The organism is Enterobacter sp. R-1.6.2, from assembly GCF_035064085.1.
Lineage (GTDB): Bacteria > Pseudomonadota > Gammaproteobacteria > Enterobacterales > Enterobacteriaceae > Enterobacter > Enterobacter asburiae_B.
Genome location: NZ_JASEYI010000016.1, coordinates 56,203 through 81,726, shown reverse-complemented (window position 1 = coordinate 81,726; position 25,524 = coordinate 56,203). Strand labels below are relative to the sequence as shown.

24 protein-coding genes are annotated in these 25,524 nt (G+C 55.5%); 14 read left to right on the top strand and 10 right to left on the bottom strand.

The features are described from left to right. Positions 1–44 precede the first annotated feature (44 nt). The 10 genes from atpG (at position 45) to phoU (ending at position 11,377) form a co-directional block, all read left to right on the top strand. Complete coding sequence (gene atpG / locus QMN93_RS17350; protein ID WP_008500191.1) at positions 45–908, top strand: F0F1 ATP synthase subunit gamma; 864 nt, start codon at positions 45–47, stop codon at positions 906–908. Between the two features lie 31 nt (positions 909–939). Next, complete coding sequence (atpD, locus tag QMN93_RS17345) at positions 940–2,322, top strand: F0F1 ATP synthase subunit beta (RefSeq protein ID WP_006177559.1); 1,383 nt, start codon at positions 940–942, stop codon at positions 2,320–2,322. A gap of 20 nt (positions 2,323–2,342) precedes the next feature. Further along, positions 2,343–2,762, top strand: coding sequence for a F0F1 ATP synthase subunit epsilon (locus tag QMN93_RS17340; protein ID WP_006177560.1), 420 nt, complete (start codon positions 2,343–2,345; stop codon positions 2,760–2,762). A gap of 139 nt (positions 2,763–2,901) precedes the next feature. After that, entirely contained in the window at positions 2,902–4,272 is a 1,371-nt protein-coding gene (glmU, locus tag QMN93_RS17335; protein WP_048976513.1) for a bifunctional UDP-N-acetylglucosamine diphosphorylase/glucosamine-1-phosphate N-acetyltransferase GlmU, read from the top strand. A 362-nt stretch (positions 4,273–4,634) separates the two neighbouring features. Next, positions 4,635–6,464 carry a glutamine--fructose-6-phosphate transaminase (isomerizing) gene (gene glmS / locus QMN93_RS17330; protein WP_023309792.1) on the top strand — a complete coding sequence of 610 codons (1,830 nt, stop codon included), beginning with the start codon at positions 4,635–4,637 and terminating at the stop codon, positions 6,462–6,464. A gap of 321 nt (positions 6,465–6,785) precedes the next feature. Further along, positions 6,786–7,826, top strand: coding sequence for a phosphate ABC transporter substrate-binding protein PstS (pstS, locus tag QMN93_RS17325; RefSeq protein WP_008500186.1), 1,041 nt, complete (start codon positions 6,786–6,788; stop codon positions 7,824–7,826). A gap of 128 nt (positions 7,827–7,954) precedes the next feature. Beyond that, positions 7,955–8,914 carry a phosphate ABC transporter permease PstC gene (gene pstC, locus QMN93_RS17320; protein WP_024907883.1) on the top strand — a complete coding sequence of 320 codons (960 nt, stop codon included), beginning with the start codon at positions 7,955–7,957 and terminating at the stop codon, positions 8,912–8,914. Continuing rightward, complete coding sequence (gene pstA, locus QMN93_RS17315) at positions 8,914–9,804, top strand: phosphate ABC transporter permease PstA (RefSeq protein WP_023309794.1); 891 nt, start codon at positions 8,914–8,916, stop codon at positions 9,802–9,804. Before pstC ends, pstA begins: the two co-directional genes overlap by 1 nt. A 47-nt stretch (positions 9,805–9,851) precedes the next feature. Next, positions 9,852–10,625, top strand: a complete 774-nt coding sequence (gene pstB / locus QMN93_RS17310) for a phosphate ABC transporter ATP-binding protein PstB (RefSeq protein WP_010426574.1) — start codon at positions 9,852–9,854, stop codon at positions 10,623–10,625. A gap of 26 nt (positions 10,626–10,651) precedes the next feature. Continuing rightward, positions 10,652–11,377 (top strand): phosphate signaling complex protein PhoU, encoded by a 726-nt coding sequence (phoU, locus tag QMN93_RS17305; protein WP_008500182.1) that lies wholly within the window; start codon positions 10,652–10,654, stop codon positions 11,375–11,377. A 56-nt stretch (positions 11,378–11,433) separates the two neighbouring features. On the opposite strand, the gene yieH is transcribed toward phoU, so the two are convergent. Continuing rightward, positions 11,434–12,099 carry a 6-phosphogluconate phosphatase gene (gene yieH, locus QMN93_RS17300; RefSeq protein WP_064673016.1) on the bottom strand — a complete coding sequence of 222 codons (666 nt, stop codon included), beginning with the start codon at positions 12,097–12,099 and terminating at the stop codon, positions 11,434–11,436. Between the two features lie 164 nt (positions 12,100–12,263). Here yieH and adeP point away from each other — a divergent pair, with 164 nt between their 5' ends. Then, complete coding sequence (adeP, locus tag QMN93_RS17295; RefSeq protein ID WP_147429993.1) at positions 12,264–13,601, top strand: adenine permease AdeP; 1,338 nt, start codon at positions 12,264–12,266, stop codon at positions 13,599–13,601. A gap of 103 nt (positions 13,602–13,704) precedes the next feature. Here the strand turns inward: adeP and QMN93_RS17290 are convergent, their stop codons facing one another. From QMN93_RS17290 to rpmH, 9 genes are all read right to left on the bottom strand, one after another. Then, positions 13,705–14,271 (bottom strand): NADPH-dependent FMN reductase, encoded by a 567-nt coding sequence (locus QMN93_RS17290; protein WP_182382856.1) that lies wholly within the window; start codon positions 14,269–14,271, stop codon positions 13,705–13,707. 36 nt (positions 14,272–14,307) lie between these two features. After that, entirely contained in the window at positions 14,308–15,054 is a 747-nt protein-coding gene (locus tag QMN93_RS17285; RefSeq protein WP_064673018.1) for a 4'-phosphopantetheinyl transferase superfamily protein, read from the bottom strand. A gap of 122 nt (positions 15,055–15,176) precedes the next feature. After that, positions 15,177–16,148, bottom strand: coding sequence for an HTH-type transcriptional regulator YidZ (yidZ, locus tag QMN93_RS17280; protein WP_064673019.1), 972 nt, complete (start codon positions 16,146–16,148; stop codon positions 15,177–15,179). Then, positions 16,117–17,292, bottom strand: a complete 1,176-nt coding sequence (locus tag QMN93_RS17275; protein ID WP_064673020.1) for an MFS transporter — start codon at positions 17,290–17,292, stop codon at positions 16,117–16,119. Before QMN93_RS17275 ends, yidZ begins: the two co-directional genes overlap by 32 nt. Before the next feature lie 111 nt (positions 17,293–17,403). Continuing rightward, entirely contained in the window at positions 17,404–18,768 is a 1,365-nt protein-coding gene (gene mnmE / locus QMN93_RS17270) for a tRNA uridine-5-carboxymethylaminomethyl(34) synthesis GTPase MnmE (protein WP_064673021.1), read from the bottom strand. 72 nt (positions 18,769–18,840) lie between these two features. Next, a complete protein-coding gene (gene yidC, locus QMN93_RS17265) occupies positions 18,841–20,484 on the bottom strand; it encodes a membrane protein insertase YidC (RefSeq protein ID WP_064673022.1) in 1,644 nt (547 codons plus the stop codon). Positions 20,485–20,486: 2 nt separating this feature from the next. Continuing rightward, positions 20,487–20,744 carry a membrane protein insertion efficiency factor YidD gene (yidD, locus tag QMN93_RS17260; RefSeq protein WP_001307474.1) on the bottom strand — a complete coding sequence of 86 codons (258 nt, stop codon included), beginning with the start codon at positions 20,742–20,744 and terminating at the stop codon, positions 20,487–20,489. Further along, a complete protein-coding gene (gene rnpA / locus QMN93_RS17255) occupies positions 20,708–21,067 on the bottom strand; it encodes a ribonuclease P protein component (protein WP_032640303.1) in 360 nt (119 codons plus the stop codon). Before rnpA ends, yidD begins: the two co-directional genes overlap by 37 nt. Positions 21,068–21,083: 16 nt before the next feature. Continuing rightward, the gene (gene rpmH / locus QMN93_RS17250; RefSeq protein ID WP_000831330.1) at positions 21,084–21,224 is read right to left on the bottom strand and encodes a 50S ribosomal protein L34; all 141 of its coding nucleotides are present in this window, start codon (positions 21,222–21,224) and stop codon (positions 21,084–21,086) included. Positions 21,225–21,944: 720 nt separating this feature from the next. Between rpmH and dnaA the strand changes: the two genes are divergently transcribed. The 3 genes from dnaA to recF are packed head-to-tail and all read left to right on the top strand — an operon-like array spanning position 21,945 to position 25,517. Then, positions 21,945–23,339, top strand: a complete 1,395-nt coding sequence (gene dnaA, locus QMN93_RS17245; RefSeq protein WP_010426558.1) for a chromosomal replication initiator protein DnaA — start codon at positions 21,945–21,947, stop codon at positions 23,337–23,339. A gap of 4 nt (positions 23,340–23,343) precedes the next feature. Continuing rightward, complete coding sequence (gene dnaN, locus QMN93_RS17240) at positions 23,344–24,444, top strand: DNA polymerase III subunit beta (RefSeq protein ID WP_014830028.1); 1,101 nt, start codon at positions 23,344–23,346, stop codon at positions 24,442–24,444. After that, entirely contained in the window at positions 24,444–25,517 is a 1,074-nt protein-coding gene (gene recF, locus QMN93_RS17235) for a DNA replication/repair protein RecF (RefSeq protein WP_023309805.1), read from the top strand. The genes dnaN and recF overlap by 1 nt, the downstream gene beginning before the upstream one ends. Positions 25,518–25,524 lie beyond the last annotated feature (7 nt).

The following is a 25,524-nucleotide window of genomic DNA, read 5'->3' as shown; positions in this document are numbered from 1 at the left end:
GCGGCTTGTCTCAGGACAAGCCGCCTGGCATTGAGGAGAAGCTCATGGCCGGCGCAAAAGAGATACGTAGTAAGATCGCAAGCGTCCAGAACACGCAAAAGATCACTAAAGCGATGGAGATGGTCGCCGCTTCCAAAATGCGTAAATCGCAGGATCGCATGGCGGCCAGCCGTCCTTATGCAGAAACCATGCGCAAAGTGATTGGTCACCTTGCGAACGGTAATCTGGAATATAAGCACCCTTACCTGGAAGAACGCGACGTTAAGCGCGTGGGCTACCTGGTGGTGTCGACCGACCGTGGTCTGTGTGGCGGCTTGAACATTAACCTGTTCAAAAAACTGCTGGCGGATATGAAAGCATGGTCTGAAAAAGGCGTTCAGTGCGATATCGCAATGATCGGCTCTAAAGGCGTCTCTTTCTTTAACTCCGTTGGTGGCAACATTGTCGCTCAGGTGACAGGTATGGGTGATAACCCGTCCCTGTCCGAACTGATCGGCCCGGTTAAAGTGATGTTGCAGGCCTATGATGAAGGCCGTCTGGACAGACTGTACGTTGTCAGCAACAAATTCATTAACACCATGTCTCAGGTTCCAACGCTCACTCAGATGCTGCCATTACCGGCATCAGAAGATGACGAGCTGAAGCAAAAAGCCTGGGATTACCTGTATGAACCCGATCCGAAACCGCTGCTGGATACCCTGCTGCGTCGTTACGTTGAATCTCAGGTTTATCAGGGCGTTGTAGAAAACCTGGCCAGCGAGCAGGCCGCACGAATGGTGGCGATGAAAGCCGCGACCGATAATGGCGGCAGCCTGATTAAAGAGCTGCAGTTGGTTTACAACAAAGCTCGTCAGGCCAGCATTACTCAGGAACTCACCGAGATCGTCTCGGGGGCCGCCGCGGTTTAACCAGGTTTACGAATTACGTAGAGGATTCAAGATGGCTACTGGAAAGATTGTCCAGGTAATCGGCGCCGTGGTGGACGTCGAGTTCCCTCAGGACGCCGTACCACGCGTGTACGACGCGCTTGAGGTACAGAATGGTAACGAGAGCCTGGTGCTGGAAGTTCAGCAGCAGCTCGGCGGCGGTATCGTGCGTACCATCGCTATGGGTTCTTCCGACGGTCTGCGTCGTGGTCTGGAAGTAAAAGACCTTGAGCACCCGATCGAAGTCCCGGTAGGTAAAGCAACACTGGGTCGTATCATGAACGTATTGGGTCAGCCAATCGACATGAAAGGCGACATCGGTGAAGAAGAGCGTTGGGCTATCCACCGCGCGGCACCTTCCTACGAAGAGCTGTCCAGCTCTCAGGAACTGCTGGAAACCGGTATCAAAGTTATCGACCTGATGTGTCCGTTCGCGAAGGGCGGTAAAGTCGGTCTGTTCGGTGGTGCGGGTGTTGGTAAAACCGTAAACATGATGGAGCTGATCCGTAACATCGCGATCGAGCACTCCGGTTACTCCGTGTTTGCGGGCGTAGGTGAACGTACTCGTGAGGGTAACGACTTCTACCACGAAATGACCGACTCCAACGTTCTGGACAAAGTATCCCTGGTTTACGGCCAGATGAACGAGCCACCTGGAAACCGTCTGCGCGTTGCGCTGACCGGTCTGACGATGGCTGAGAAGTTCCGTGACGAAGGCCGTGACGTTCTGCTGTTCGTTGATAACATCTATCGTTACACCCTGGCCGGTACGGAAGTATCTGCACTGCTGGGTCGTATGCCTTCAGCGGTAGGTTATCAGCCTACGCTGGCGGAAGAGATGGGTGTTCTTCAGGAACGTATCACCTCTACCAAAACCGGTTCTATCACCTCCGTTCAGGCGGTATACGTACCTGCGGATGACTTGACTGACCCATCTCCAGCAACCACCTTTGCGCACTTAGATGCAACCGTGGTACTGAGCCGTCAGATCGCGTCTCTGGGTATCTACCCGGCCGTTGACCCGCTGGACTCCACCAGCCGTCAGTTGGATCCACTGGTTGTTGGTCAGGAACACTACGACACCGCGCGTGGCGTACAGTCCCTGCTGCAGCGTTACCAGGAACTGAAAGACATCATCGCCATCCTGGGTATGGATGAACTGTCTGAAGAAGACAAACTGGTGGTAGCACGTGCGCGTAAGATCCAGCGCTTCCTGTCCCAGCCGTTCTTCGTTGCGGAAGTATTCACCGGTTCTCCGGGTAAATACGTTTCCCTGAAAGACACCATCCGTGGCTTTAAAGGCATCATGGAAGGCGAATACGATCACCTGCCGGAGCAGGCGTTCTACATGGTTGGTTCCATCGACGAAGCCGTGGAAAAAGCCAAAAAACTTTAACGCCTTAATCGGAGGGTGATATGGCAATGACTTACCACCTGGACGTCGTCAGCGCAGAGCAACAAATGTTCTCTGGTCTGGTCGAGAAAATCCAGGTAACGGGTAGTGAAGGTGAACTGGGTATTTTCCCGGGTCACGCACCGCTGCTCACCGCCATTAAGCCTGGTATGATCCGCATCGTTAAACAGTTCGGTCACGAAGAGTTTATCTATCTCTCCGGCGGCATTCTTGAAGTGCAGCCTGGCAGTGTGACCGTTCTGGCCGATACCGCTATCCGTGGACAGGATCTCGACGAAGCGCGAGCCCTGGAATCGAAGCGTAAGGCTGAAGAGCACATTAGCAGCTCTCATGGTGACGTGGATTACGCTCAGGCGTCTGCGGAGCTGGCCAAAGCGATCGCGAAACTGCGCGTTATCGAGTTGACCAAAAAAGCGATGTAACACCGGCTTGAAAAGCACAAAAGCCAGTCTGGATACCAGGCTGGCTTTTTTTTTTCGGCCTTAATTCATGATGAAAAAGATGTAGAATTTTAAGCATCAAACGTTTTTACTTCACACTCAAACTACCGTCAGGATGCGTATGTCAAACAGTGCGATGAGCGTGGTGATCCTTGCCGCTGGCAAAGGGACCCGCATGTATTCCGATCTGCCTAAGGTGCTCCACACGCTTGCAGGAAAGCCAATGGTGCAGCATGTCATTGATGCAGCGAACGAACTGGGTGCCGGTCAGGTCCACCTGGTCTACGGCCACGGCGGCGATCTGCTTAAAAAGACGCTGAGCGATGACAAGCTCAACTGGGTGCTTCAGGCCGAACAGCTGGGCACAGGCCATGCGATGCAGCAGGCTGCGCCTTTCTTTGCGGATGACGAAGACATTTTGATGCTCTACGGCGATGTCCCGCTGATCTCCGTTGAAACCCTGACTCGCCTGCGTGAAGCCAAACCGCAGGGCGGTATCGGTTTGTTGACCGTCGTGCTGGACGATCCAAGCGGTTATGGCCGCATCACCCGTGAAAACGGCAACGTCACGGGTATTGTTGAGCATAAAGATGCCAGCGACGAACAGCGCCAGATTCAGGAGATCAACACCGGTATTCTGATTGCCAATGGCGCGGACATGAAGCGCTGGCTGTCTCAGCTCAACAACAACAACGCACAGGGTGAATTCTACATCACCGACATCATTGCGATGGCGTACCAGGAAGGACGTGAGATTGCGGCGGTTCATCCGGCGCGCATCAGCGAAACCGAAGGGGTGAATAACCGTCTTCAGCTTTCCCGCCTGGAGCGCGTTTATCAGTCCGAGCAGGCCGAAAAACTGCTGCTGGCGGGCGTGATGCTGCGCGATCCGGCGCGTTTCGATCTGCGTGGTTCGTTATCTCACGGTCGTGACGTTGAAATTGATACGAACGTTATCCTCGAAGGTCACGTCACGCTGGGCAATCGCGTCAAAATTGGCGCCGGCTGCGTGATTAAAAACAGCGTCATCGGCGACGACTGCGAAATCAGCCCGTATAGCGTGGTGGAAGATGCCCGTCTGGATGCGGCCTGTACCATCGGCCCGTTTGCGCGTCTGCGCCCGGGCGCTGAGCTGCTGGAAGGCGCTCACGTGGGTAACTTCGTGGAGATGAAAAAAGCGCGTCTGGGTAAAGGCTCGAAAGCCGGTCATCTGACCTATCTGGGCGACGCGGAAATTGGCAATAACGTGAATATTGGTGCAGGGACTATTACCTGTAACTATGACGGTGCGAATAAGTTTAAAACCATCATCGGTGACGACGTGTTCGTTGGCTCCGATACGCAGCTGGTGGCGCCTGTTACCGTGGGTAACGGAGTGACTATCGCCGCCGGAACAACCGTTACGCGCGATGTGGCCGAGAACGAGCTGGTGTTAAGCCGCGTGCCGCAGGTCAGCAAGCAGGGCTGGAAACGCCCGGTGAAGAAAAAGTAACGGATTTACCCCTCACCCTAACCCTCTCCTCAAAGGGGAGAGGGGATCGTTCGGTGTGGTGTTTTTCTCCCTCGCCCCTTTGGGGAGAGGGCCGGGGTGAGGGGATAATATAATCCTCCCCCCACAAGCAGTACCCATAAAAATAACCCCACTCTCTACAAGGCTCGGGGTGCCCGGAAAGGGCGTTACCCAAAGGATTTCGCGTTGTGGTAAGGCGGCAAGCGTATGAGTCCATGGGCGCTTACTTAAGTAAGCGCCCATGGCGAGTACGAGAAGCCAACGCAGCCGCAGCGTGAAAGACGCAGGGTAAATACAGGTCAGCGACAACGCAGGCATAATGCCTAAATTCGGAATCTAAAATTATGTGTGGAATTGTTGGCGCAGTTGCGCAGCGTGATATTGCTGAAATCCTTCTCGAAGGTTTACGTCGTCTGGAATACCGTGGTTACGACTCTGCCGGTCTGGCTGTCGTCGATGCAGAAGGTCATATGACCCGTCTGCGTCGTCTCGGTAAAGTGCAGATGCTGGCCCAGGCCGCGGAAGAACATCCGCTGCACGGTGGTACCGGTATTGCGCACACCCGCTGGGCGACGCACGGCGAACCGTCTGAAGGTAACGCGCACCCGCATGTGTCTGAACACATCGTGGTCGTGCACAACGGCATTATCGAAAACCACGAACCGCTGCGCGAAGAACTGAAAGCGCGCGGCTACACCTTCGTCTCTGAAACTGACACCGAAGTGATTGCTCACCTGGTGCACTGGGAGCTGGAGCAGGGCGGTACACTGCGTGATGCGGTGCTGCGTGCTATCCCTCAGCTGCGCGGTGCGTACGGTACGGTGATCATGGATTCCCGCGATCCGTCCACATTGCTGGCAGCGCGTTCCGGTAGCCCGATGGTTATCGGTCTGGGTATGGGCGAAAACTTCATCGCTTCTGACCAGCTGGCGCTCCTGCCGGTCACTCGTCGCTTTATCTTCCTCGAAGAGGGTGATATCGCGGAAGTGACCCGTCGCAGCGTGACCGTCTTCGATACCAAAGGCGAGCAGGTGAAACGTCAGGAGATCGAATCGAATCTGCAGTACGACGCGGGCGACAAAGGCGCTTACCGTCACTACATGCAGAAAGAGATTTACGAGCAGCCAAACGCCATCAAAAACACGCTGACCGGGCGTATCAGCCACGGTGAAGTGGATCTGAGCGAGCTGGGCGCAAACGCGAACGAACTGCTCGGCAAGGTCGAGCATATTCAGATCGTGGCCTGCGGCACCTCCTACAACTCCGGTATGGTTTCTCGCTACTGGTTTGAATCCCTGGCGGGCGTGCCGTGCGATGTGGAAATCGCGTCTGAATTCCGCTATCGCAAATCCGCGGTGCGTCGTAACAGCCTGATGATCACCCTTTCCCAGTCCGGCGAAACGGCGGATACGCTGGCAGCGCTGCGTCTGTCTAAAGAGCTGGGTTACCTGGGCTCGCTGGCTATCTGTAACGTTCCTGGCTCATCGCTGGTGCGTGAGTCCGATCTGGCGCTGATGACCAAAGCGGGCACAGAAATCGGTGTGGCCTCCACCAAAGCGTTTACCACTCAGCTGACCGTTCTGCTGATGCTGGTGGCGAAGCTTGCGCGTCTGAAAGGTGAAGATGCGTCCGTTGAGCACGACATCGTTCACGGCCTGCAGGCGCTGCCGAGTCGTATTGAGCAGATGCTGTCTCAGGACAAACGCATTGAAGCGCTGGCGGAAGATTTCTCTGACAAACATCACGCCCTGTTCCTGGGTCGTGGCGATCAGTATCCGATTGCGCTGGAAGGCGCGCTGAAGCTGAAAGAGATCTCCTACATTCACGCTGAAGCCTATGCGGCTGGCGAGCTGAAGCACGGCCCGCTGGCGCTGATTGACGCGGATATGCCGGTCATCGTTGTGGCACCAAACAACGAACTGCTGGAAAAACTGAAGTCTAACATCGAAGAAGTGCGCGCCCGCGGCGGCGTTCTGTACGTCTTCGCCGACAAAGATGCCGGTTTTGTCAGCAACGACAACATGCATATCATCGAGATGCCGCATGTGGAAGAGGTGATTGCACCAATCTTCTACACCGTTCCGCTGCAGCTTCTGGCCTATCACGTTGCGCTGATCAAAGGCACCGACGTTGACCAGCCGCGTAACCTGGCGAAATCGGTTACCGTAGAATAATCCCTTCAGGCTCCACCTTCGGGTGGAGCCTTTTTATCCTGCCCGGCTTGTTTTTAATCAATCCTTTCTCGTTTTTAATAATGACATTTTGTCATCTTCAGCTACTTTTTTCAGTGTCACATAAAGAAAATATTTCAGAAAACGTCTTGTCATAAAAGCGGCTAACGCGATGAAAAATATGCTTTCTTTTGCTGATTTTTAAGTGAAATTTACGCTGTCATAAAACTGTCATAATTCGTACATTTATCTGTCACCTGTTTGTCCTATTTTGCTCATCGTAGCCACTAAACAACGATTTACGAAAATCTTGCAGGAGACATTATGAAAGTTATGCGTACCACTGTCGCAACTGTTGTCGCCGCGACCTTATCTCTGAGCGCGTTCTCTGTATTTGCAGAAGCAAGCCTGACTGGCGCTGGTGCAACCTTCCCTGCGCCGGTGTATGCCAAATGGGCGGATACCTACCAGAAAGAAACCGGTAACAAGGTTAACTATCAGGGTATCGGCTCCTCCGGTGGCGTTAAACAAATTACCGCGAACACTGTTGATTTCGGCGCATCAGACGCTCCGCTGTCTGATGACAAACTGGCTCAGGAAGGCCTGTTCCAGTTCCCTACCGTGATCGGTGGTGTGGTTCTGGCCATCAACCTGCCGGGCGTGAAGTCGGGTGAGCTGGTGCTGGACGGCAAAACGCTGGGTGACATCTACCTGGGCAAAATCAAAAAATGGGATGACGAAGCGATCGCTAAACTCAACCCAGGCCTGAAGCTGCCTTCTCAGAACATCGCCGTGGTTCGCCGCGCGGATGGTTCCGGTACCTCTTTCGTGTTCACCAGCTACCTGGCAAAAGTGAACGAAGAGTGGAAATCTAAAGTCGGCTCCGGCTCTACCGTTAACTGGCCAACCGGTCTGGGCGGTAAAGGTAACGACGGTATCGCCGCATTCGTACAGCGTCTGCCTGGCTCAATTGGTTACGTAGAATATGCGTACGCCAAGCAGAACAACCTGTCCTACACCAAACTGGTTTCAGCCGACGGCAAACCGGTTAGCCCGACCGAAGAGAACTTTGCTAACGCGGCGAAAGGCGCTGACTGGAGCAAATCCTTCGCGCAGGATCTGACTAACCAGAAAGGCGAAGGTGCGTGGCCAATCACCTCTACCACCTTCATCCTGGTTCACAAAGAGCAGAAGAAACCTGAGCAGGGCGCCGAAGTGCTGAAGTTCTTCGACTGGGCGTATAAAAACGGCGGCAAACAGGCTAACGCCCTGGATTACGCCACCCTGCCGGACAATGTGGTTGAGCAGATTCGCGCTGCATGGAAAACCAACGTGAAAGACAGCAGCGGTAAAGCGCTGTACTAACAGGATATATTTAACGAAGATGGCGGGTGGCGCTGCGCTTACCCGCCCTACGGTTTAAGCTGTAGGCCCGGTAAGCGTCAGCGCCACCGGGCATATTCGTAAAAACGTCTCAAACAGAAGAGTAATTTATGGCTGCAACCAAGCCTGCATTTAACCCTCCGGGTAAAAAAGGTGACATGATTTTCAGCGCGCTGGTGAAACTGGCTGCGCTGATTGTGCTATTGCTGCTGGGCGGCATTATCGTGTCTCTGATTTTCTCCTCATGGCCGAGCATCCAGAAATTCGGTTTTTCCTTCCTGTGGACCAAAGAGTGGGACGCGCCGAACGACATCTACGGTGCCCTGGTGCCGATTTACGGCACGCTGATGACCTCGTTCATCGCCCTGCTGATTGCGGTTCCGGTGAGCTTTGGTATTGCCCTGTTCCTGACGGAGCTGGCGCCGGGTTGGCTGCGACGCCCGCTGGGTATTGCTATCGAACTGCTGGCGGCCATTCCAAGTATCGTTTACGGCATGTGGGGTCTGTTCATCTTTGCTCCGCTGTTCGCCACGTATTTCCAGGAACCGGTCGGTAACGTGCTTTCCGCCATTCCGTTTGTGGGTGCCCTTTTCTCTGGCCCGGCTTTCGGTATCGGCATTCTGGCGGCAGGTGTGATCCTCGCCATCATGATTATTCCTTACATTGCGGCGGTTATGCGCGATGTCTTCGAACAAACGCCGGTGATGATGAAAGAGTCGGCCTACGGCATCGGCTGCACCACCTGGGAAGTTATCTGGCGCATTGTCCTTCCGTTCACCAAAAATGGGGTGATCGGGGGCGTGATGCTGGGCCTGGGTCGTGCGCTGGGTGAAACCATGGCGGTCACCTTTATCATCGGTAACACCTACCAGCTCGACAGCGCGTCGCTCTACATGCCGGGTAACAGTATTACCTCGGCGCTGGCGAATGAATTTGCGGAAGCGGAATCCGGGCTGCACGTGGCGGCGCTGATGGAGCTGGGTCTGATTCTGTTCGTTATCACCTTCATTGTTCTGGCGATTTCCAAGCTGATGATTATGCGCCTCGCTAAAAATGAGGGGGCACGCTAATGGCAACTCTCGAAATGCAAGCTACCGCTGAACTGGCGGAATCCCGCCGCAAAATGCAGGCCAGACGCCGCATGAAAAACCGTATTGCCCTGTCGCTCTCTATGGCGACAATGGCGTTCGGCCTGTTCTGGCTGGTCTGGATCCTCTTCTCGACGGTCGTTCGCGGGATTGACGGGATGTCCCTGTCGCTGTTCACCGAAATGACGCCACCGCCGAACACGGCGGGTGGTGGCCTGGCGAATGCCCTGGCGGGCAGCGGCTTGCTGATCCTCTGGGCGACGGTCTTCGGCACGCCGCTGGGCATCATGGCGGGTATCTACCTGGCTGAATACGGTCGTAAATCCTGGCTGGCGGAAGTCATTCGCTTCATCAACGACATTCTGCTGTCTGCTCCTTCTATCGTCGTGGGTCTGTTTGTTTACACCGTGGTGGTGGCGCAGATGGAACACTTCTCGGGCTGGGCGGGTGTGATTGCACTGGCGCTGCTGCAGGTGCCGATTGTTATTCGAACCACCGAGAACATGCTGAAACTGGTGCCGGACAGCCTGCGTGAAGCGGCTTATGCGCTGGGTACGCCGAAATGGAAGATGATCTCTGCGATTACGCTGAAGGCGTCCGTCTCCGGGATCATGACCGGTATCCTGCTGGCGGTGGCGCGTATCGCGGGTGAAACGGCGCCGCTGCTGTTTACGTCTCTCTCCAATCAGTTCTGGAGCACGGACATGATGCAGCCGATCGCCAACCTGCCGGTGACGATCTTTAAATTTGCGATGAGCCCATTCGCGGAATGGCAGCAGCTGGCCTGGGCCGGGGTGCTGATCATTACCCTTTGCGTACTGTTGCTGAACATTCTGGCGCGCGTCATTTTCGCGAAGAAGAAACACGGTTAATTTTTTACGGCGCGGCAGCTCGCGGCGCCGAATGAGGAAATGAGTCAATGAGTATGGTTGATACTGCCCCGGGTAAGATTCAGGTTCGTGATTTGAACTTCTACTACGGCAAATTCCATGCCCTGAAGAACATCAACCTGGATATCGCGAAGAACCAGGTCACGGCATTTATCGGTCCGTCCGGCTGTGGGAAATCCACGCTGCTGCGTACCTTTAACAAAATGTATTCGCTCTATCCGGAGCAGCGCGCTGAGGGTGAAATCATCCTGGACGGTGAAAACATTCTGACCCAGGCGCAGGATATCGCCCTGCTGCGCGCCAAAGTGGGGATGGTGTTCCAGAAACCAACGCCGTTCCCGATGTCCATTTATGACAACATCGCCTTTGGCGTGCGTCTGTTTGAAAAACTCTCCCGTGCCGATATGGACGAGCGCGTGCAGTGGGCTTTGACCAAGGCCGCATTATGGAACGAAACCAAAGATAAGTTGCACCAGAGCGGTTACTCTCTCTCCGGTGGTCAGCAGCAGCGTCTGTGCATTGCGCGCGGTATTGCTATTCGCCCGGAAGTGTTGCTGCTGGATGAGCCGTGTTCAGCGCTGGACCCGATCTCAACCGGCCGTATTGAAGAGCTGATCACCGAGCTGAAGCAGGATTACACCGTGGTTATCGTGACCCATAACATGCAGCAGGCTGCACGTTGTTCCGATCACACGGCGTTTATGTACCTGGGCGAGTTGATTGAGTTCAGCGATACGGACGCGCTGTTCACCAGGCCCGCGAAGAAACAAACCGAAGATTATATTACTGGCCGCTACGGTTGATTTGCCTTAGTGCATGTGGAGAAACCATGGACAACCTCAATCTTAATAAACACATTTCCGGCCAGTTCAACGCAGAGCTGGAAAGCATTCGCACCCAGGTAATGACCATGGGCGGCATGGTCGAGCAGCAGCTTTCTGATGCGATTACGGCAATGCACAACCAGGACAGCGAGCTGGCGAAGCGCGTCATTGAAGGCGATAAAAACGTCAACATGATGGAAGTCGCTATCGACGAGGCCTGCGTGCGTATTATCGCGAAACGTCAGCCGACGGCGAGCGACCTGCGTCTGGTGATGGCGATCATCAAAACCATCGCCGAGCTGGAGCGTATTGGTGACGTTGCGGATAAAATCTGCCGTACCGCGCTGGAGAAGTTTTCTCAGCAGCACCAGCCGCTGCTGGTGAGCCTGGAGTCGCTGGGCCGCCACACCGTGCAGATGCTGCACGATGTGCTGGATGCTTTTGCGCGTATGGACCTGGACGAAGCGGTGCGTATCTACCGTGAAGACAAGAAGGTCGACCAGGAGTATGAAGGCATCGTGCGTCAGCTGATGACCTACATGATGGAAGATTCACGTACGATCCCAAGCGTACTGACCGCCCTGTTCTGCGCGCGCTCTATTGAGCGTATCGGCGACCGCTGCCAGAACATTTGCGAATACATCTTCTACTTCGTTAAAGGTCAGGACTTCCGTCACGTGGGCGGCGACGAGCTGGACAAGCTGCTGGCGGGTAAAGATCCGAAAGAGTGATTTTACCCTCACCCTAACCCTCTCCCCAGGGGAGAGGGTCGGGGTGAGGGGAAAACTCAGCGAGTAATATCCCACCCGCGCGCCTTCCACAGCGCTGGCAGCTGCGCCAGATCGGTAAAGGTCGTCACGTTGGGATGAACGATCGGCTTGTTGTGCGGGTCGGCGCAGAAGTAAAACACCTCCATCCCCGCATCAATCCCCGACTGCGCGCCCGCAGACGAGTCATCCACCAGAATACAGTTCTCTACGTTGACGTTCATCGCTTTTGCCGCATGGAACATCAGCGCCGGGTCTGGCTTCCAGCGCTGGATATCGTAGCCGCTGAACAGTTTTTCCGGGAAATGGTGCAACATCTCAAGCTTGCCCAGCGAGTGCTGCATTTTGCTGACCGGGCCGTTAGAAACGACGCAGACTGGCACCGTCATCGCATCCAGCAACGCGTTAGCCCCGGAGATAACCTCCAGCTCGGAGTCGAACAGGCGTGCGACCTCGGCGCGGTACACCGGTTCCAGATCGGCTTTCGCCAGATCCACTCCGTGTTCTTCGTTAATGATGTCGATGATCTCGTAGAGCTTTACGCCCTTAAAGCGTTTAAACACCTCTTCGAGTTCCAGCGTAATGCCAAATTCCTGGAACATGGTGACATACGCGCGGGAACAAATGACCTCACTGTCGACCAGCGTACCGTCGCAGTCGAAAAATACCGCTTCAATTCCGGACATGCCTTTCCCTTTTAACAAGTTTAACGTTTACGTACGGCAGTTCGCCGGCACGCAATCGTTGCCGTATAAGCAAAATCAATGAAAAAAGTATCACGTAACCGCCACTATTGTCGCATTTTGGTATAGGATAGCGACGAATTTTCCCTCCTTGTTCGGAATTGATGATGAGTCAACAACACACTACCCAGACATCTGGTCAGGGTCTGCTTGAGCGCGTTTTTAAACTGCGCGAGCACGGCACAACGGCACGCACCGAAGTGATCGCTGGTTTCACCACCTTCCTGACGATGGTCTATATCGTTTTTGTGAACCCTCAAATTCTGGGCGTTGCTGGCATGGATACCAGCGCCGTCTTCGTTACAACCTGTCTGATCGCGGCCCTTGGCAGCATCCTGATGGGTGTGTTCGCTAACCTGCCGGTTGCGCTGGCACCGGCGATGGGCCTGAATGCGTTCTTCGCGTTCGTGGTTGTTCAGGCGATGGGGCTGCCGTGGCAGGTTGGCATGGGCGCCATCTTCTGGGGCGCGGTTGGCCTGCTGCTGCTGACCATTTTCCGCGTGCGTTACTGGATGATTGCAAACATTCCCGTGAGCCTGCGCGTGGGCATCACCAGCGGTATCGGTCTGTTCATCGGTATGATGGGGCTGAAAAACGCCGGCGTTATCGTGGCTAACCCGGACACGCTGGTGAGCATCGGTCACCTGACCTCTCATAACGTGCTGCTGGGCGTGCTGGGCTTCTTTATCATCGCGATCCTGGCTTCCCGTAATATTCACGCGGCGGTGCTGGTGTCCATCGTTGTCACCACCCTGCTGGGCTGGATGCTGGGCGACGTTCACTATAACGGTATCGTCTCCGCGCCACCGAGCGTATCTACCGTGATTGGTCACGTCGATCTGGCGGGTTCCCTGAACCTGGGCCTGGCTGGCGTGATTTTCTCCTTCATGCTGGTCAACCTGTTTGACTCCTCCGGCACGCTGATTGGCGTGACCGATAAAGCGGGCCTGGCGGATGAAAAAGGGAAATTCCCGCGCATGAAGCAGGCGCTGTTTGTGGACAGCGTCTCCTCTGTGACCGGTGCTTTTATCGGAACCTCGTCCGTTACCGCGTACATTGAATCGTCTTCCGGCGTGTCCGTGGGCGGCCGTACCGGCCTGACGGCGGTGGTTGTGGGTATTCTGTTCCTGCTGGTGATCTTCCTCTCTCCGCTGGCGGGTATGGTTCCTCCGTATGCGGCAGCCGGCGCGCTGATCTATGTGGGTGTGCTGATGACCTCCAGCCTGTCACGCGTGAAGTGGGATGATTTAACCGAAGCGGTGCCGGCGTTTATTACCGCCGTGATGATGCCGTTCAGCTTCTCGATTACCGAAGGTATCGCGCTGGGCTTTATCTCTTACTGCGTAATGAAGATCGGTACCGGCCGCTTCCGCGACCTCAGCCCGTGCGTCATCGTTGTGGCGCTGCTGTTTGTGCTGAAGATTGTGTTTATTGATGCACACTAAGATGCTGGTGGTGTCAGGTGGCGCTTCGCTTACCTGACCTACGGGCAAAGTTCCCTCTCCCTGTGGGAGAGGGTTAGGGTGAGGGCATCAGGCTGCAATAAGCTTAAGCCTTCACCCGCTTAATATAATCCCCAAACGCCGTCAGCTGGCCAGACAGATGATCGCGCGTGCTCTGATCCACCACTTCACCCGTTTGCGGGTCGACCTTGTTCTGAATCACACCACCCATAAATTCCGGCTTGTTCATGACCATCGCATCCAGGAACACCAGGATCTGGCGCAGATGATACTGGCAGCGCGCGCCGCCAATGGCGCCCATTGAGCTGGTCTGGATCAGCACCGGTTTGCCTGCCAGCGGCTGCTCAGGTAAACGGGACAGCCAGTCGATGGCATTCTTCAGGCCACCCGGAACCGAATAGTTGTACTCTGGCGTGACGATGACCACGCCGTCGGCCTGGCGGATCTGCTCTGCCAGCGCCTCAACGCTCTGCGGAAAACCCTCTTCCTGCTGTACGTCAGCGTCATACAGCGGAATATCGCCAATAGACGGCAGGGCGCTAATGTCCATTCCTGCCGGTGCCAGCTTTGGCAGCGTGCGGGCAACCATCCCGTTAAATGAACCTTTGCGCAGGCTTCCCAGTAACGTAACTACTTTCAACGTATCAGACATGATTACTCCTGTTTCATCATGATGACCCTGATCGGATCAGCTAAGGGTGAATGCTTTTTCTGCCGGTAAACTGGTTAAACGCATCAGGCGTGCGGCGGGCTCGTTGGCGCGCTCGGGCACATCAGGAAGGCTACGCCATCCCTGTTGGCTGTCAAATTCCCAGATTTTCATGCGTTCGATGGCGGGGGTAACCGCAATGGACCAAATCAGCACATCCTCTGCGTCGCTGAGCGCCTCTACCAGCGTGGCCTGAGCGGCACGCAGACGTCCGGAACCTGGAAGCAGTTGCAGCAGGCTGGCGTCGTCTGAGGCGCATCCACAGAGCTTGCGAATGCTCTGGCGCAAGGTAATGAGCTGGGCTCGGGCTTCGACAGGATCGTTCTGGTTGCGTACCCACAGCTTCTCATTGCTGGAGAGCGGATAGTCTTCATGCGCATTACCGCCATGGAAGCTGCGCGTCGCGCGCTGAAGTTCCATATCCAGTCCACAATCCCCTTCGGTGGTCAGCGCGACGCCAATGATATTGCCCGCGTAGGCAATCGAAAAACGAGGGAGGTCCGGGCCGGCAAAGACCGGGCGGCCTTCGGGTTGGGTAATGATGTCCGGCAGCTCGCTGGTGCCGTACAGCATAAACATCAGTTCTGCCAGAAGCGCTCTGGACGCTAAAAACCGCGTTCTGCGGTGTTCCGGGAGAGTGAGTGCTTCACTGTGACAGGCTGAAGAAATTCTTGCCGATACGAGACGTCCTTCCGTAAGTATCCCTCTTGCAAAGTGCGTAGCCATTTTTCGCTCCTTGATAATGGTCGTAATCGGTTAAACGGTTACATGATTATCGCTTAACTTGACTCCTGTTTTAATCAGTAAATGGGAGTAAGAGAAGCCTCAGGACCGAACTTTACATTTTCTTAGGCAAAAATTGGATCGCTGGCACCGTACAGCGCCTTGATGGTTTCCCGCAGCCAGAGGATTTTTGGATTATGGCTGTTTCGTTTATGCCAGATCAGCGTGAAGGGAACGGTAAGCTTTTCAGCCTGCACTTCGTCAATGGGAATGGGCAGCGCGATCAGCTTCCGCTGGTGGAGTTGATTGTAGTGATGGCAGTAGTGCGGAGCCGTGGCGATATAGCTATGCCCGGGCTGGGCTGCCATAAACATCGACTGCTCAAAGCCCGGTACGCACATGGCAATGTTTCTCTCCCGACCCATCTCCTTTAGCACTTCGTCCAGCGCCCAGGTGTCGCTGCGTTCCCAGAAGATGCTGATGTGCGGGTAGCGCAGGAAGGTCTCGAGGTTCCATTCGTCCTGTAGCGCGGGATGATCCTCACGCAGATACACGCACGGACGGTCGCTGAACAGGATTTCATAGTCGATGAACCACGGCATTAGCTTCAGCAATTCACGCGAGCGCGGGTGCGTTTCGCGTCCGGTGAATCCCAGATCCACCTCTCCACGCGTAATGGCGTCCAGCGAGTCGTAATCCCAGTGACGCATCTTCACCGTAGCCTGCGGATAGCGCTGGTTCACCTGCTCCAGCAGGGCGTTAAAGCGGATCAGCATCAATGGCGTTTCGGCGGCCAGCACGAACGTTAGCCCGCCCGGGGAATCATGGTGGAATTTATCGAGGATCTGGTTGCCTATTTGCATCCAGTCAGCCAAATCCTGCTCCAGGCTTACCGTCAGCGGGGTCGGCAGCAGCCCCAACGGCGTTTTGACAAACAGCGGGTCGTCAAACCAGTCACGCAGCTTGGCCAGCGATTTACTCACCGCAGACGGCGTCACGTTCATCCGTTTCGCCGCTTTGGTGACGCTGCGCTCCTGCAGCAAAAGCTGCAGGCACAGCAACAGGTTAAGATCGAGACTGCTGATGGGCTTCTTCATAATGCGCCGCGGGCTGGATGACCATAAGTAAGGTGATGCACAGTATGCTACAGCCAATCAGAACCCCGATCAGCATATTCAGCGCGTTAAGCCCGATGACCGCCGCCAGCCAAATCCACAGCGACGAGCCGCAGACCTGCGCAATTCCCAGCACCGAGCTTGCTACGCCTGCCCGCAGCGAGAAGGGACCAAGCGCCTGACTCATCGCCACGCCAAAGCCAACCGAGAACCCGGCGCAAATGAGGGTAATGCCGGCCAGCATTACCGCATGCGAGCTGGCGGTTGCCAGGATCGCGCCTGCCGTGAGGAATAAAACCTGTGAGGTCAGCATCAACGTACGCTGGCTAAAAACATTTAGCGCAAACGGGGTAGAAAACGACACTGCCATACTGACCATGGCGGTTAATGCCATCACCGTTGAATACTCACCCCGATCGAAGCCCATGGTTTCCATCAGTAAAACCGGGGAAACGTTTACATAGGTCAGGATCACCGCCACGCTTAACGTGGTCACGGCCAGACGACTGAGAAAAAAGCGGTTAAGCAGCTTCTCGGCTGGGTGAATGGCTGCGGTATGACCGGTATTCTGCGAGCCCGGGTGGGTCTCTTTCAGCACGGCGATGGACAGGACAAACACCAGCGCGCCCATCGCCGCCATGGTCCAGAACAGGCTCTGCCACGGGAATTTCAGCATGATCAGATATCCCACGACCGGGGCCAGCACCGGGATGATGCAGGTAATACCGTTCAGCATCGAAAGCACTTTGGCGCGACGCTGGGCGCTTAAGGTGTCGCGCAAAATGGCAAACGCGACGACGTAGCAGCCACCGGCTCCAATGCCCTGAATAAACCGTCCGGCCAGGAACAAGGTGCTGTTTTGCGCCTGTGAGCAGAGCAGAGAGGCCAGGGCAAAAATGATGGCGCCGGTTATCGCGACGGGCTGACGGCCTGCCTTATCCGCGATCTTCCCGGCAAAGACCATCGACGACGCCATCCCCGCGAGGTAGGCCGAAAACGCGATGTGCAGCTGCGCTTCGCTGGCGCCCAGATCGCGGGCGATGTGCGGCAATCCCACCAGATACATATCAATGCCGGACGGATAAAGCAGAACTAATGCGAAACTACAAAACAGAAAACGCGCCATAAACCCCCCATAGATGCAGGCATGCAGGATAGGGGGTGAAAAGAGATTAGGCGAGTTGCCATTTGGACAATGGTGATTTCCCGGGAGGAAATCACCATGGATTAGCGGGAATTACTTACCAATACAGAAGCTTGAGAAGATCCGTCCCAGCAGATCGTCCGATGTAAACTCCCCGGTGATTTCGCTCAGATTCTGCTGTGCCAGGCGCAGCTCTTCCGCCAGCAGTTCGCCCGCCCATGCGCCGATCAGCTGCGCTTTACCCTGAACAAGGTGGTTCGCCGCCTCTTCCAGCGCCTGCAGGTGACGACGACGCGCGAGGAAGCCGCCTTCCATGCTGGTATCAAAGCCCATGCTCTGCTTGAGATGGTTACGCAGGTCGTCAACGCCTTCACCGGTACGCGCCGACAGGCGAATCAGTGAGTGACCATTCACATCGCTGATGCCCAGCGTTTCGCCGGTGACGTCCGCTTTGTTGCGTACCACGGTGATGGGCAGTTTCGCCGGCAGACGGGCGATAAAGTCTGGCCAGATTTCTGCCGGGTCAACGGCGTCGGTCGTGGTGCCGTCCACCATAAACAGCACGCGGTCAGCCTGTTCGATCTCCTGCCAGGCGCGTTCGATACCGATGCGTTCAACTTCGTCGCTGGCTTCGCGCAGGCCCGCTGTGTCGATAATATGCAGCGGCATCCCGTCGATGTGGATATGCTCGCGCAGCACGTCGCGGGTGGTGCCGGCAATGTCGGTGACGATCGCCGCTTCACGGCCCGCCAGGGCGTTCAGCAGGCTCGATTTCCCGGCGTTAGGACGTCCGGCGATAACGACCTTCATCCCTTCACGCAGCAGGCTTCCCTGGCGCGCTTCGGCGCGCACGGCGTCGAGATCGTTCATTACCTGGTTGAGCTGCGCTTCGATTTTACCGTCAGAGAGGAAGTCGATCTCCTCATCCGGGAAGTCGATAGCCGCTTCCACGTAGATCCGCAGGTGAGTAAGTGCTTCCACAAGGTGATTTACGCGCGCGGAGAATGCCCCCTGCAGCGAGTTCAGGGCGGAGCGGGCCGCCTGTTCAGAACTGGCGTCGATCAGGTCTGCAATCGCTTCTGCCTGCGCCAGGTCGAGCTTGTCGTTGAGGAAGGCACGCTCGGAGAACTCGCCCGGCTTCGCAATGCGCAGGCCCGGCAGGGTCAGAATACGTTTTAACAGCAGGTCGAGGATAACCGGGCCGCCGTGGCCCTGCAGCTCCAGCACGTCTTCGCCGGTAAAGGAGTTCGGGCCAGGGAACCACAGCGCAATGCCCTGGTCCAGCGGCGTGCCGTCGGTATCTTTAAACGGCAGGTAATCAGCGTAGCGCGGCTTTGGCAGTTTACCCAGCACCGCTTCGGCCACCTCGCGCGCCTTCAGGCCGGAGATGCGCAGAATGCCTACACCACCGCGTCCCGGTGGGGTTGCCTGGGCGACGATAGTGTCGTTATGGCTCATGGTTGGTCTCGTTCAATACAAATAAAAAAGGCGGTCAATCGACCGCCCTTATTTTAGCGTTAACTTACCGAATCAGGACTTTTTCTTTTCGCGGCTATGCAGGCCACGTTTTTCCAGACCACGATAAATCAGCTGCTGCTGGATGATGGTCACCAGGTTGCTGACGATATAGTACAGCACCAGACCTGACGGGAACCACAGGAAGAACACGGTGAAGATGACCGGCATAAAGGTCATGATCTTCTGCTGCATCGGGTCGGTCACGGTGGTCGGCGACATCTTCTGGATGAAGAACATCGTCACGCCCATCAGGATCGGCAGGATGTAGTACGGGTCCTGTGCGGACAGGTCATGGATCCACAGTGCGAACGGCGCGTGGCGCAGCTCAACGGAACCCATCAGCATGTAGTACAGCGCAAGGAAGATTGGCATCTGAATCAGCAGCGGGAAGCAACCACCCAGTGGGTTTACTTTCTCTGCTTTATACAGGGCCATCATTTCCTGGCTCTGACGCTGTTTGTCATCGCCCAGACGCTCACGCATCGCCGCAATCTTCGGCTGCAGCATACGCATCTTCGCCATGGAGGTGTACTGCGCTTTAGTCAGCGGGTACATGATGCCACGAACGATGAAGGTAATAACGATGATGGAGAAGCCCCAGTTACCCAGGAAGCTGTGGATGAACTTCAGCAGCTTAAACAGCGGCTGAGAGATGAACCACAACCAGCCGTAATCAACGGTCAGATCCAGGTGCGGCGCAACAGCGGCCATTTTGTCCTGAATTTCCGGGCCGACCCACAGGGTGCTTGCCATCTTACCGGTTTGACCCGGCTGAACCAGAACCGGCTGAGATTTGTAGCCGATGGCTGCAAGACCGTTACCCAGGTTCGCGGTGTAGAAGTTGTTGGTACCGTCGTTATTTGGCACCCACGCAGTAGCGAAATACTGCTGCAGCATTGCCACCCAACCGCCTTTAGCGCTGACGTTCAGGTTTTCGTTATCGGCAATGGTGTCGAATTTGTATTTCTCATACTTCGCGTCTGGCGTGGAGTACGCCGCGCCACGGAAGGTATGCAGCGCAAAGTTGCTGCTTCCGGTGTCACGGTGAGACGGCAGATTGATGGACTGCTTCAGCTGGCCAAAGGTCGACAGTTCCAGCGGTTTCGCACTGGCGTTCTGTACGCTGTAGCCCACGTTCACCGCATATTCACCGCGTTTCAGGGTGAAGGTTTTAGTGAAGGTGTTGCCTGCGGCGTCGGTGTACGTCATCGGGATCGCGAGTTCGTTCTGACCATCAGCCAGTACAAAGGTGTCGCTCTCGACGTTATACAGTGGACGCGCACCGTTAGCCGGGTTATCCGGGCCATCACGACCGGTCAGGCCGCTCTGCGCCTGGTAGATAAACTCAGGCGTGGTTTCCAGTAACTGGAACGGTTCGTTAGACTTCAGCTCTTTCGGGTAGGTCAACAGCAGCGCCTGCTCAACATCACCACCACGGGTGTTGATTGTCAGCTCAAGCACATCGGTCTTAACCGTAATCTGTTTCCCCTGGCCACTGGCCGGTACGCCCTGGTCGGCGGCGCTACCCGCTGCGGTGGTCGTAGTCTGCGTGGTCTGCTGCTGGGGTTGAGGATTTTTATCCTGCTCCCATGCCTGCCAGATCATGAAAGACACGAACAACAAAGCGATGATAAGAAGATTGCGTTGCGAATCCATCGTTAGTGTTCTCTGGTATCAAAGGGTCCTGGGGGGACGGGGTCGTCTCCACCGGGGTGTAAAGGGTGGCATTTTAATACGCGTTTCACCGTCAACCAACTGCCTTTTATCACTCCAAACCTGCGCAATGCCTCAATTCCGTAGCTTGAGCATGTTGGTGTGAAACGGCAGTGCGGCCCGAGTAGCGGACTAATCAGGCGTTGATAGACCCGAATGAGGGCTATCAGGACCCGTGAGCCAGGCGACAGTGGCGGCGCCATAATTTTTCCAACGCTTCCGAGAGAGCACGGTTATCGAGGTCGGCAACCCCTTTCTTCGCCACCACCACGAAATCCATTGAAGGCAGTTCGTGCTGACGTAAACGGAAGCTTTCACGCGTCAGACGTTTAATCCGATTGCGTTCATGCGCACGCTTAACATTTTTCTTGGCGACTGTGAGACCGATGCGGGGATGCCCCAGCGAATTTTGGCGGCCGAGGATGGTGATTTGCGGCGTGCCAGCCCGTAGTGGCTGCTGGAAGACGAAAGTGAAATGAGCGGGAGTTAACAAACGTAACTCCCTGGGAAATGCTAGCTTAACCACTCAGGGGTTAGCTTTATTACTTGGAAACGGTCAGACGAGCGCGGCCTTTAGCACGACGACGTGCCAGAACCTGACGACCATTTTTAGTAGCCATACGAGCACGGAAGCCGTGAGAACGGTTGCGCTTCAGTACAGACGGTTGAAAAGTGCGTTTCATGGCGATTTCTACCTAAACTTGAATAAATTCACTGACTTTTGCGTATACCCGAACGAGTTTCGAACGACTAACGCCTCAGCGTGGGTGATTAAAGAGGCCGGATTGTAATAATTGTACACTCCGGAGTCAATTCTCTTTCCTTATTTCCCGCGTATTTCCGCACGTTTTCGCGTGGAAAATGAGCAACGGACGACGCAGGAAGATGAGCATCACGCGCCGGGTCGAGGATTATACGGCCTCGCCAACAAAGCGCAAGGATCGTCCCGGATCTTCGTTAGATCATTTAAGCAATAAATTGTCTGTGCTCATTAATTTTTCCAATATGCGGACTAAATCGTGGGGCACTGGCGCCAGGATCGTTTACACTTATCCGGTTCCGGATCTTCCTGTGGATAAATCGGGAAGAATCTGTGAGAAACAGAAGATCTCTGGCTCAGTTTAGGCTATGATCCGCGGTCCCGATCGGGATCCAGCGATCCTGGCCGGGTATGACACAAAATCGTTCACGCTGTATCAAGGCGGCAAAGGAGCGAGTCCCCTGGAGCGTACACAAGTACGTGACTGGGGCGAGCGAGTGCAGCCAACGCAGAGACGGCTTGAACGATGAAGTGTATAACCGCAGATAGCGGTTCGCACATCACCCTCATTGGGTCATGTCGATGTGCGCCAACAATCATGAATATTCAATAGTTTTCTTTTATTGTTCGAGTGGAGTCCGCCGTGTCACTTTCGCTTTGGCAGCAGTGTCTTGCCCGATTGCAGGATGAGTTACCAGCCACAGAATTCAGTATGTGGATCCGCCCGTTGCAGGCGGAACTGAGCGATAACACGCTGGCTTTGTATGCGCCAAACCGTTTTGTGCTCGATTGGGTAAGGGATAAGTACCTTAATAACATCAATGGACTGCTGAACGATTTCTGCGGGTCAGATGCCCCGCAGCTGCGCTTTGAAGTGGGCACAAAGCCGGTCACCCAAACCGTTCGTGAAACCGTGAACGTAGCAGCGCCCGCTCAGGCCGCGCCTGCTCCGGCCCCTCGCGTCGCACCCGCTCGTCAGGGCTGGGATAATGTCCCCGCACCGGCTGAGCCAACCTACCGCTCTAACGTTAACGTGAAACACACGTTCGATAACTTCGTTGAAGGTAAGTCGAACCAGCTGGCGCGCGCGGCGGCTCGTCAGGTTGCTGATAACCCCGGCGGGGCCTACAACCCGCTGTTCCTTTATGGCGGCACGGGTCTGGGTAAAACGCACCTGCTGCATGCGGTGGGTAACGGCATTATGGCGCGCAAGCCCAATGCCAAAGTGGTGTATATGCACTCCGAGCGCTTCGTTCAGGACATGGTAAAAGCCCTGCAAAACAATGCGATCGAAGAGTTTAAACGCTACTATCGTTCAGTTGACGCGCTGCTCATCGATGACATCCAGTTCTTTGCGAATAAAGAACGATCGCAGGAAGAGTTTTTCCATACCTTCAATGCCCTGCTGGAAGGCAATCAGCAGATCATTTTGACCTCGGATCGTTATCCAAAAGAGATCAACGGCGTTGAAGATCGTCTGAAATCCCGCTTCGGCTGGGGCCTGACCGTGGCGATCGAGCCACCGGAGCTGGAAACCCGCGTCGCGATCCTGATGAAGAAAGCCGATGAAAACGACATTCGCCTGCCGGGCGAAGTGGCGTTCTTCATTGCCAAGCGTCTGCGCTCCAACGTGCGCGAGCTGGAAGGGGCACTGAACCGCGTTATCGCCAATGCCAACTTTACCGGTCGTGCGATCACCATCGATTTTGTGCGTGAAGCGCTGCGCGATTTGCTGGCATTACAGGAAAAACTGGTCACTATCGACAATATTCAAAAGACGGTGGCTGAGTACTACAAGATCAAAGTGGCAGATTTACTGTCTAAACGTCGTTCCCGCTCGGTGGCGCGTCCGCGTCAGATGGCGATGGCGCTGGCAAAGGAGTTAACCAACCACAGTCTGCCGGAAATCGGGGATGCGTTTGGTGGCCGTGACCATACGACCGTACTGCACGCTTGTCGCAAGATTGAGCAGTTACGCGAAGAAAGCCACGACATAAAAGAAGATTTTTCCAATCTAATCAGAACATTATCATCGTGACGCTATGAAATTTACCGTTGAACGTGAACATTTATTAAAACCGCTGCAACAGGTGAGTGGCCCATTAGGTGGCCGCCCAACGCTGCCTATTCTCGGAAACCTGCTGCTTCAGGTCGCGGACGGTACGCTGTCGCTGACCGGTACAGATCTGGAAATGGAAATGATCGCGCGCGTTACGCTGACGCAGCCGCACGACGCGGGCGCGACCACGGTTCCGGCACGTAAATTCTTTGATATCTGCCGCGGGCTGCCGGAAGGCGCTGAAATCGCCGTGCAGCTGGAAGGCGACCGTATGCTGGTGCGCTCTGGCCGCAGCCGTTTCTCGCTCTCCACGCTGCCTGCTGCGGACTTCCCGAACCTGGACGACTGGCAGAGCGAAGTTGAATTCACCCTGCCGCAGGCGACGATGAAGCGTCTGATTGAAGCCACGCAGTTCTCCATGGCGCATCAAGACGTCCGTTACTACTTAAACGGCATGCTGTTCGAAACCGAAGGTGAAGAGCTGCGTACCGTAGCCACCGACGGCCACCGTCTGGCGGTCTGTTCTATGCCGATTGGCGACGCGCTGCCAAACCATTCGGTGATCGTGCCGCGTAAAGGGGTGATTGAGCTGATGCGTATGCTCGACGGCGGCGACACGCCGCTGCGCGTGCAAATCGGCAGCAACAACATCCGCGCACACGTGGGCGATTTTGTCTTCACTTCGAAGCTGGTTGACGGTCGTTTCCCGGATTATCGCCGCGTATTGCCGAAGAATCCGGACAAAACGCTGGAAGCGGGATGCGATAGCCTCAAGCAGGCCTTTGCCCGTGCGGCCATTCTCTCCAACGAAAAATTCCGCGGCGTGCGCCTGTACGTGAGTGAAAACCAGATCAAAATCACCGCTAACAACCCGGAGCAGGAAGAGGCAGAAGAGATTCTGGACGTCACCTACGCCGGCGCTGAGATGGAAATCGGCTTTAACGTCAGCTACGTGCTGGATGTGCTGAATGCGCTGAAATGCGAAAACGTGCGCATTCTGCTGACCGACTCCGTTTCAAGCGTACAGATTGAAGATGCCGCATCACAGTCGGCTGCTTATGTTGTCATGCCAATGAGACTGTAATGTCGCTCACCCGTCTGTTGATCCGCGACTTTCGCAATATCGAAAGCGCGGATCTCGCTTTATCCCCTGGCTTTAACTTCCTGGTTGGCGCAAACGGCAGCGGCAAAACCAGCGTGCTTGAGGCCATCTATACGCTCGGCCACGGTCGGGCGTTTCGCAGTTTGCAGATTGGTCGCGTCATTCGCCACGAGCAGGAATCCTTTGTCCTGCACGGGCGTTTGCAGGGAGCGGAGCGGGAAACCGCGATCGGCCTGACCAAAGACAAGCAGGGCGACAGTAAGGTACGCATCGACGGCACCGACGGCCATAAAGTGGCGGAACTGGCGCTGCTGATGCCAATGCAGCTGATTACGCCGGAGGGGTTTACTTTACTCAACGGCGGCCCCAAATACAGAAGAGCATTCCTCGACTGGGGATGCTTTCACAACGAAGCCGGTTTCTTTAACGCCTGGAGCAACCTGAAGCGTCTGCTCAAGCAGCGTAACGCTGCCCTGCGCCAGGTTACCCGTTACGCCCAGCTGCGTCCGTGGGACATGGAGTTAATCCCTCTCGCGGAACAAATCAGCAACTGGCGTGCCGAATACAGCGCAGGTATCGCCGAAGACATGGCCGACACCTGCAAACAGTTTTTACCCGAGTTTTCTCTCACCTTCTCTTTCCAGCGCGGCTGGGAGAAAGAGACGGATTATGCCGAGGTGTTAGAGAGAAGCTTCGAGCGCGACCGCATGTTGACCTATACCGCGCACGGCCCGCACAAGGCGGATTTCCGCATTCGTGCCGACGGTGCACCGGTGGAAGACACGCTGTCGCGCGGGCAGCTCAAGCTCCTGATGTGCGCGCTGCGCCTGGCACAGGGGGAGTTTCTCACCCGCGAGAGCGGAAGACGCTGCCTGTACCTGATAGATGATTTTGCCTCGGAACTTGACGACGCGCGGCGCGGGCTGCTTGCCAGCCGCTTAAAAGCCACGCAGTCGCAGGTTTTCGTCAGCGCCATTAGCGCTGAACACGTTATAGACATGTCGGACGAAAATTCGAAGATGTTTACCGTGGAAAAGGGTAAAATAACGGATTAACCCAAGT

Coding starts and splice junctions, on each gene's coding strand:
- mnmE (WP_064673021.1), bottom strand. CDS start 18,768: ATGAGCCATAACGACACTATCGTCGCCCAGGCAACCCCACCGGGACGC.
- QMN93_RS17275 (WP_064673020.1), bottom strand. CDS start 17,292: ATGGCGCGTTTTCTGTTTTGTAGTTTCGCATTAGTTCTGCTTTATCCG.
- glmS (WP_023309792.1), top strand. CDS start 4,635: ATGTGTGGAATTGTTGGCGCAGTTGCGCAGCGTGATATTGCTGAAATC.
- QMN93_RS17290 (WP_182382856.1), bottom strand. CDS start 14,271: ATGTCTGATACGTTGAAAGTAGTTACGTTACTGGGAAGCCTGCGCAAA.
- atpD (WP_006177559.1), top strand. CDS start 940: ATGGCTACTGGAAAGATTGTCCAGGTAATCGGCGCCGTGGTGGACGTC.
- QMN93_RS17285 (WP_064673018.1), bottom strand. CDS start 15,054: ATGGCTACGCACTTTGCAAGAGGGATACTTACGGAAGGACGTCTCGTA.
- pstC (WP_024907883.1), top strand. CDS start 7,955: ATGGCTGCAACCAAGCCTGCATTTAACCCTCCGGGTAAAAAAGGTGAC.
- atpG (WP_008500191.1), top strand. CDS start 45: ATGGCCGGCGCAAAAGAGATACGTAGTAAGATCGCAAGCGTCCAGAAC.
- rpmH (WP_000831330.1), bottom strand. CDS start 21,224: ATGAAACGCACTTTTCAACCGTCTGTACTGAAGCGCAACCGTTCTCAC.
- pstS (WP_008500186.1), top strand. CDS start 6,786: ATGAAAGTTATGCGTACCACTGTCGCAACTGTTGTCGCCGCGACCTTA.
- yidZ (WP_064673019.1), bottom strand. CDS start 16,148: ATGAAGAAGCCCATCAGCAGTCTCGATCTTAACCTGTTGCTGTGCCTG.
- recF (WP_023309805.1), top strand. CDS start 24,444: ATGTCGCTCACCCGTCTGTTGATCCGCGACTTTCGCAATATCGAAAGC.
- adeP (WP_147429993.1), top strand. CDS start 12,264: ATGAGTCAACAACACACTACCCAGACATCTGGTCAGGGTCTGCTTGAG.
- pstA (WP_023309794.1), top strand. CDS start 8,914: ATGGCAACTCTCGAAATGCAAGCTACCGCTGAACTGGCGGAATCCCGC.
- dnaN (WP_014830028.1), top strand. CDS start 23,344: ATGAAATTTACCGTTGAACGTGAACATTTATTAAAACCGCTGCAACAG.
- phoU (WP_008500182.1), top strand. CDS start 10,652: ATGGACAACCTCAATCTTAATAAACACATTTCCGGCCAGTTCAACGCA.
- QMN93_RS17340 (WP_006177560.1), top strand. CDS start 2,343: ATGGCAATGACTTACCACCTGGACGTCGTCAGCGCAGAGCAACAAATG.
- glmU (WP_048976513.1), top strand. CDS start 2,902: ATGTCAAACAGTGCGATGAGCGTGGTGATCCTTGCCGCTGGCAAAGGG.
- pstB (WP_010426574.1), top strand. CDS start 9,852: ATGAGTATGGTTGATACTGCCCCGGGTAAGATTCAGGTTCGTGATTTG.
- yieH (WP_064673016.1), bottom strand. CDS start 12,099: ATGTCCGGAATTGAAGCGGTATTTTTCGACTGCGACGGTACGCTGGTC.
- yidD (WP_001307474.1), bottom strand. CDS start 20,744: ATGGCGCCGCCACTGTCGCCTGGCTCACGGGTCCTGATAGCCCTCATT.
- yidC (WP_064673022.1), bottom strand. CDS start 20,484: ATGGATTCGCAACGCAATCTTCTTATCATCGCTTTGTTGTTCGTGTCT.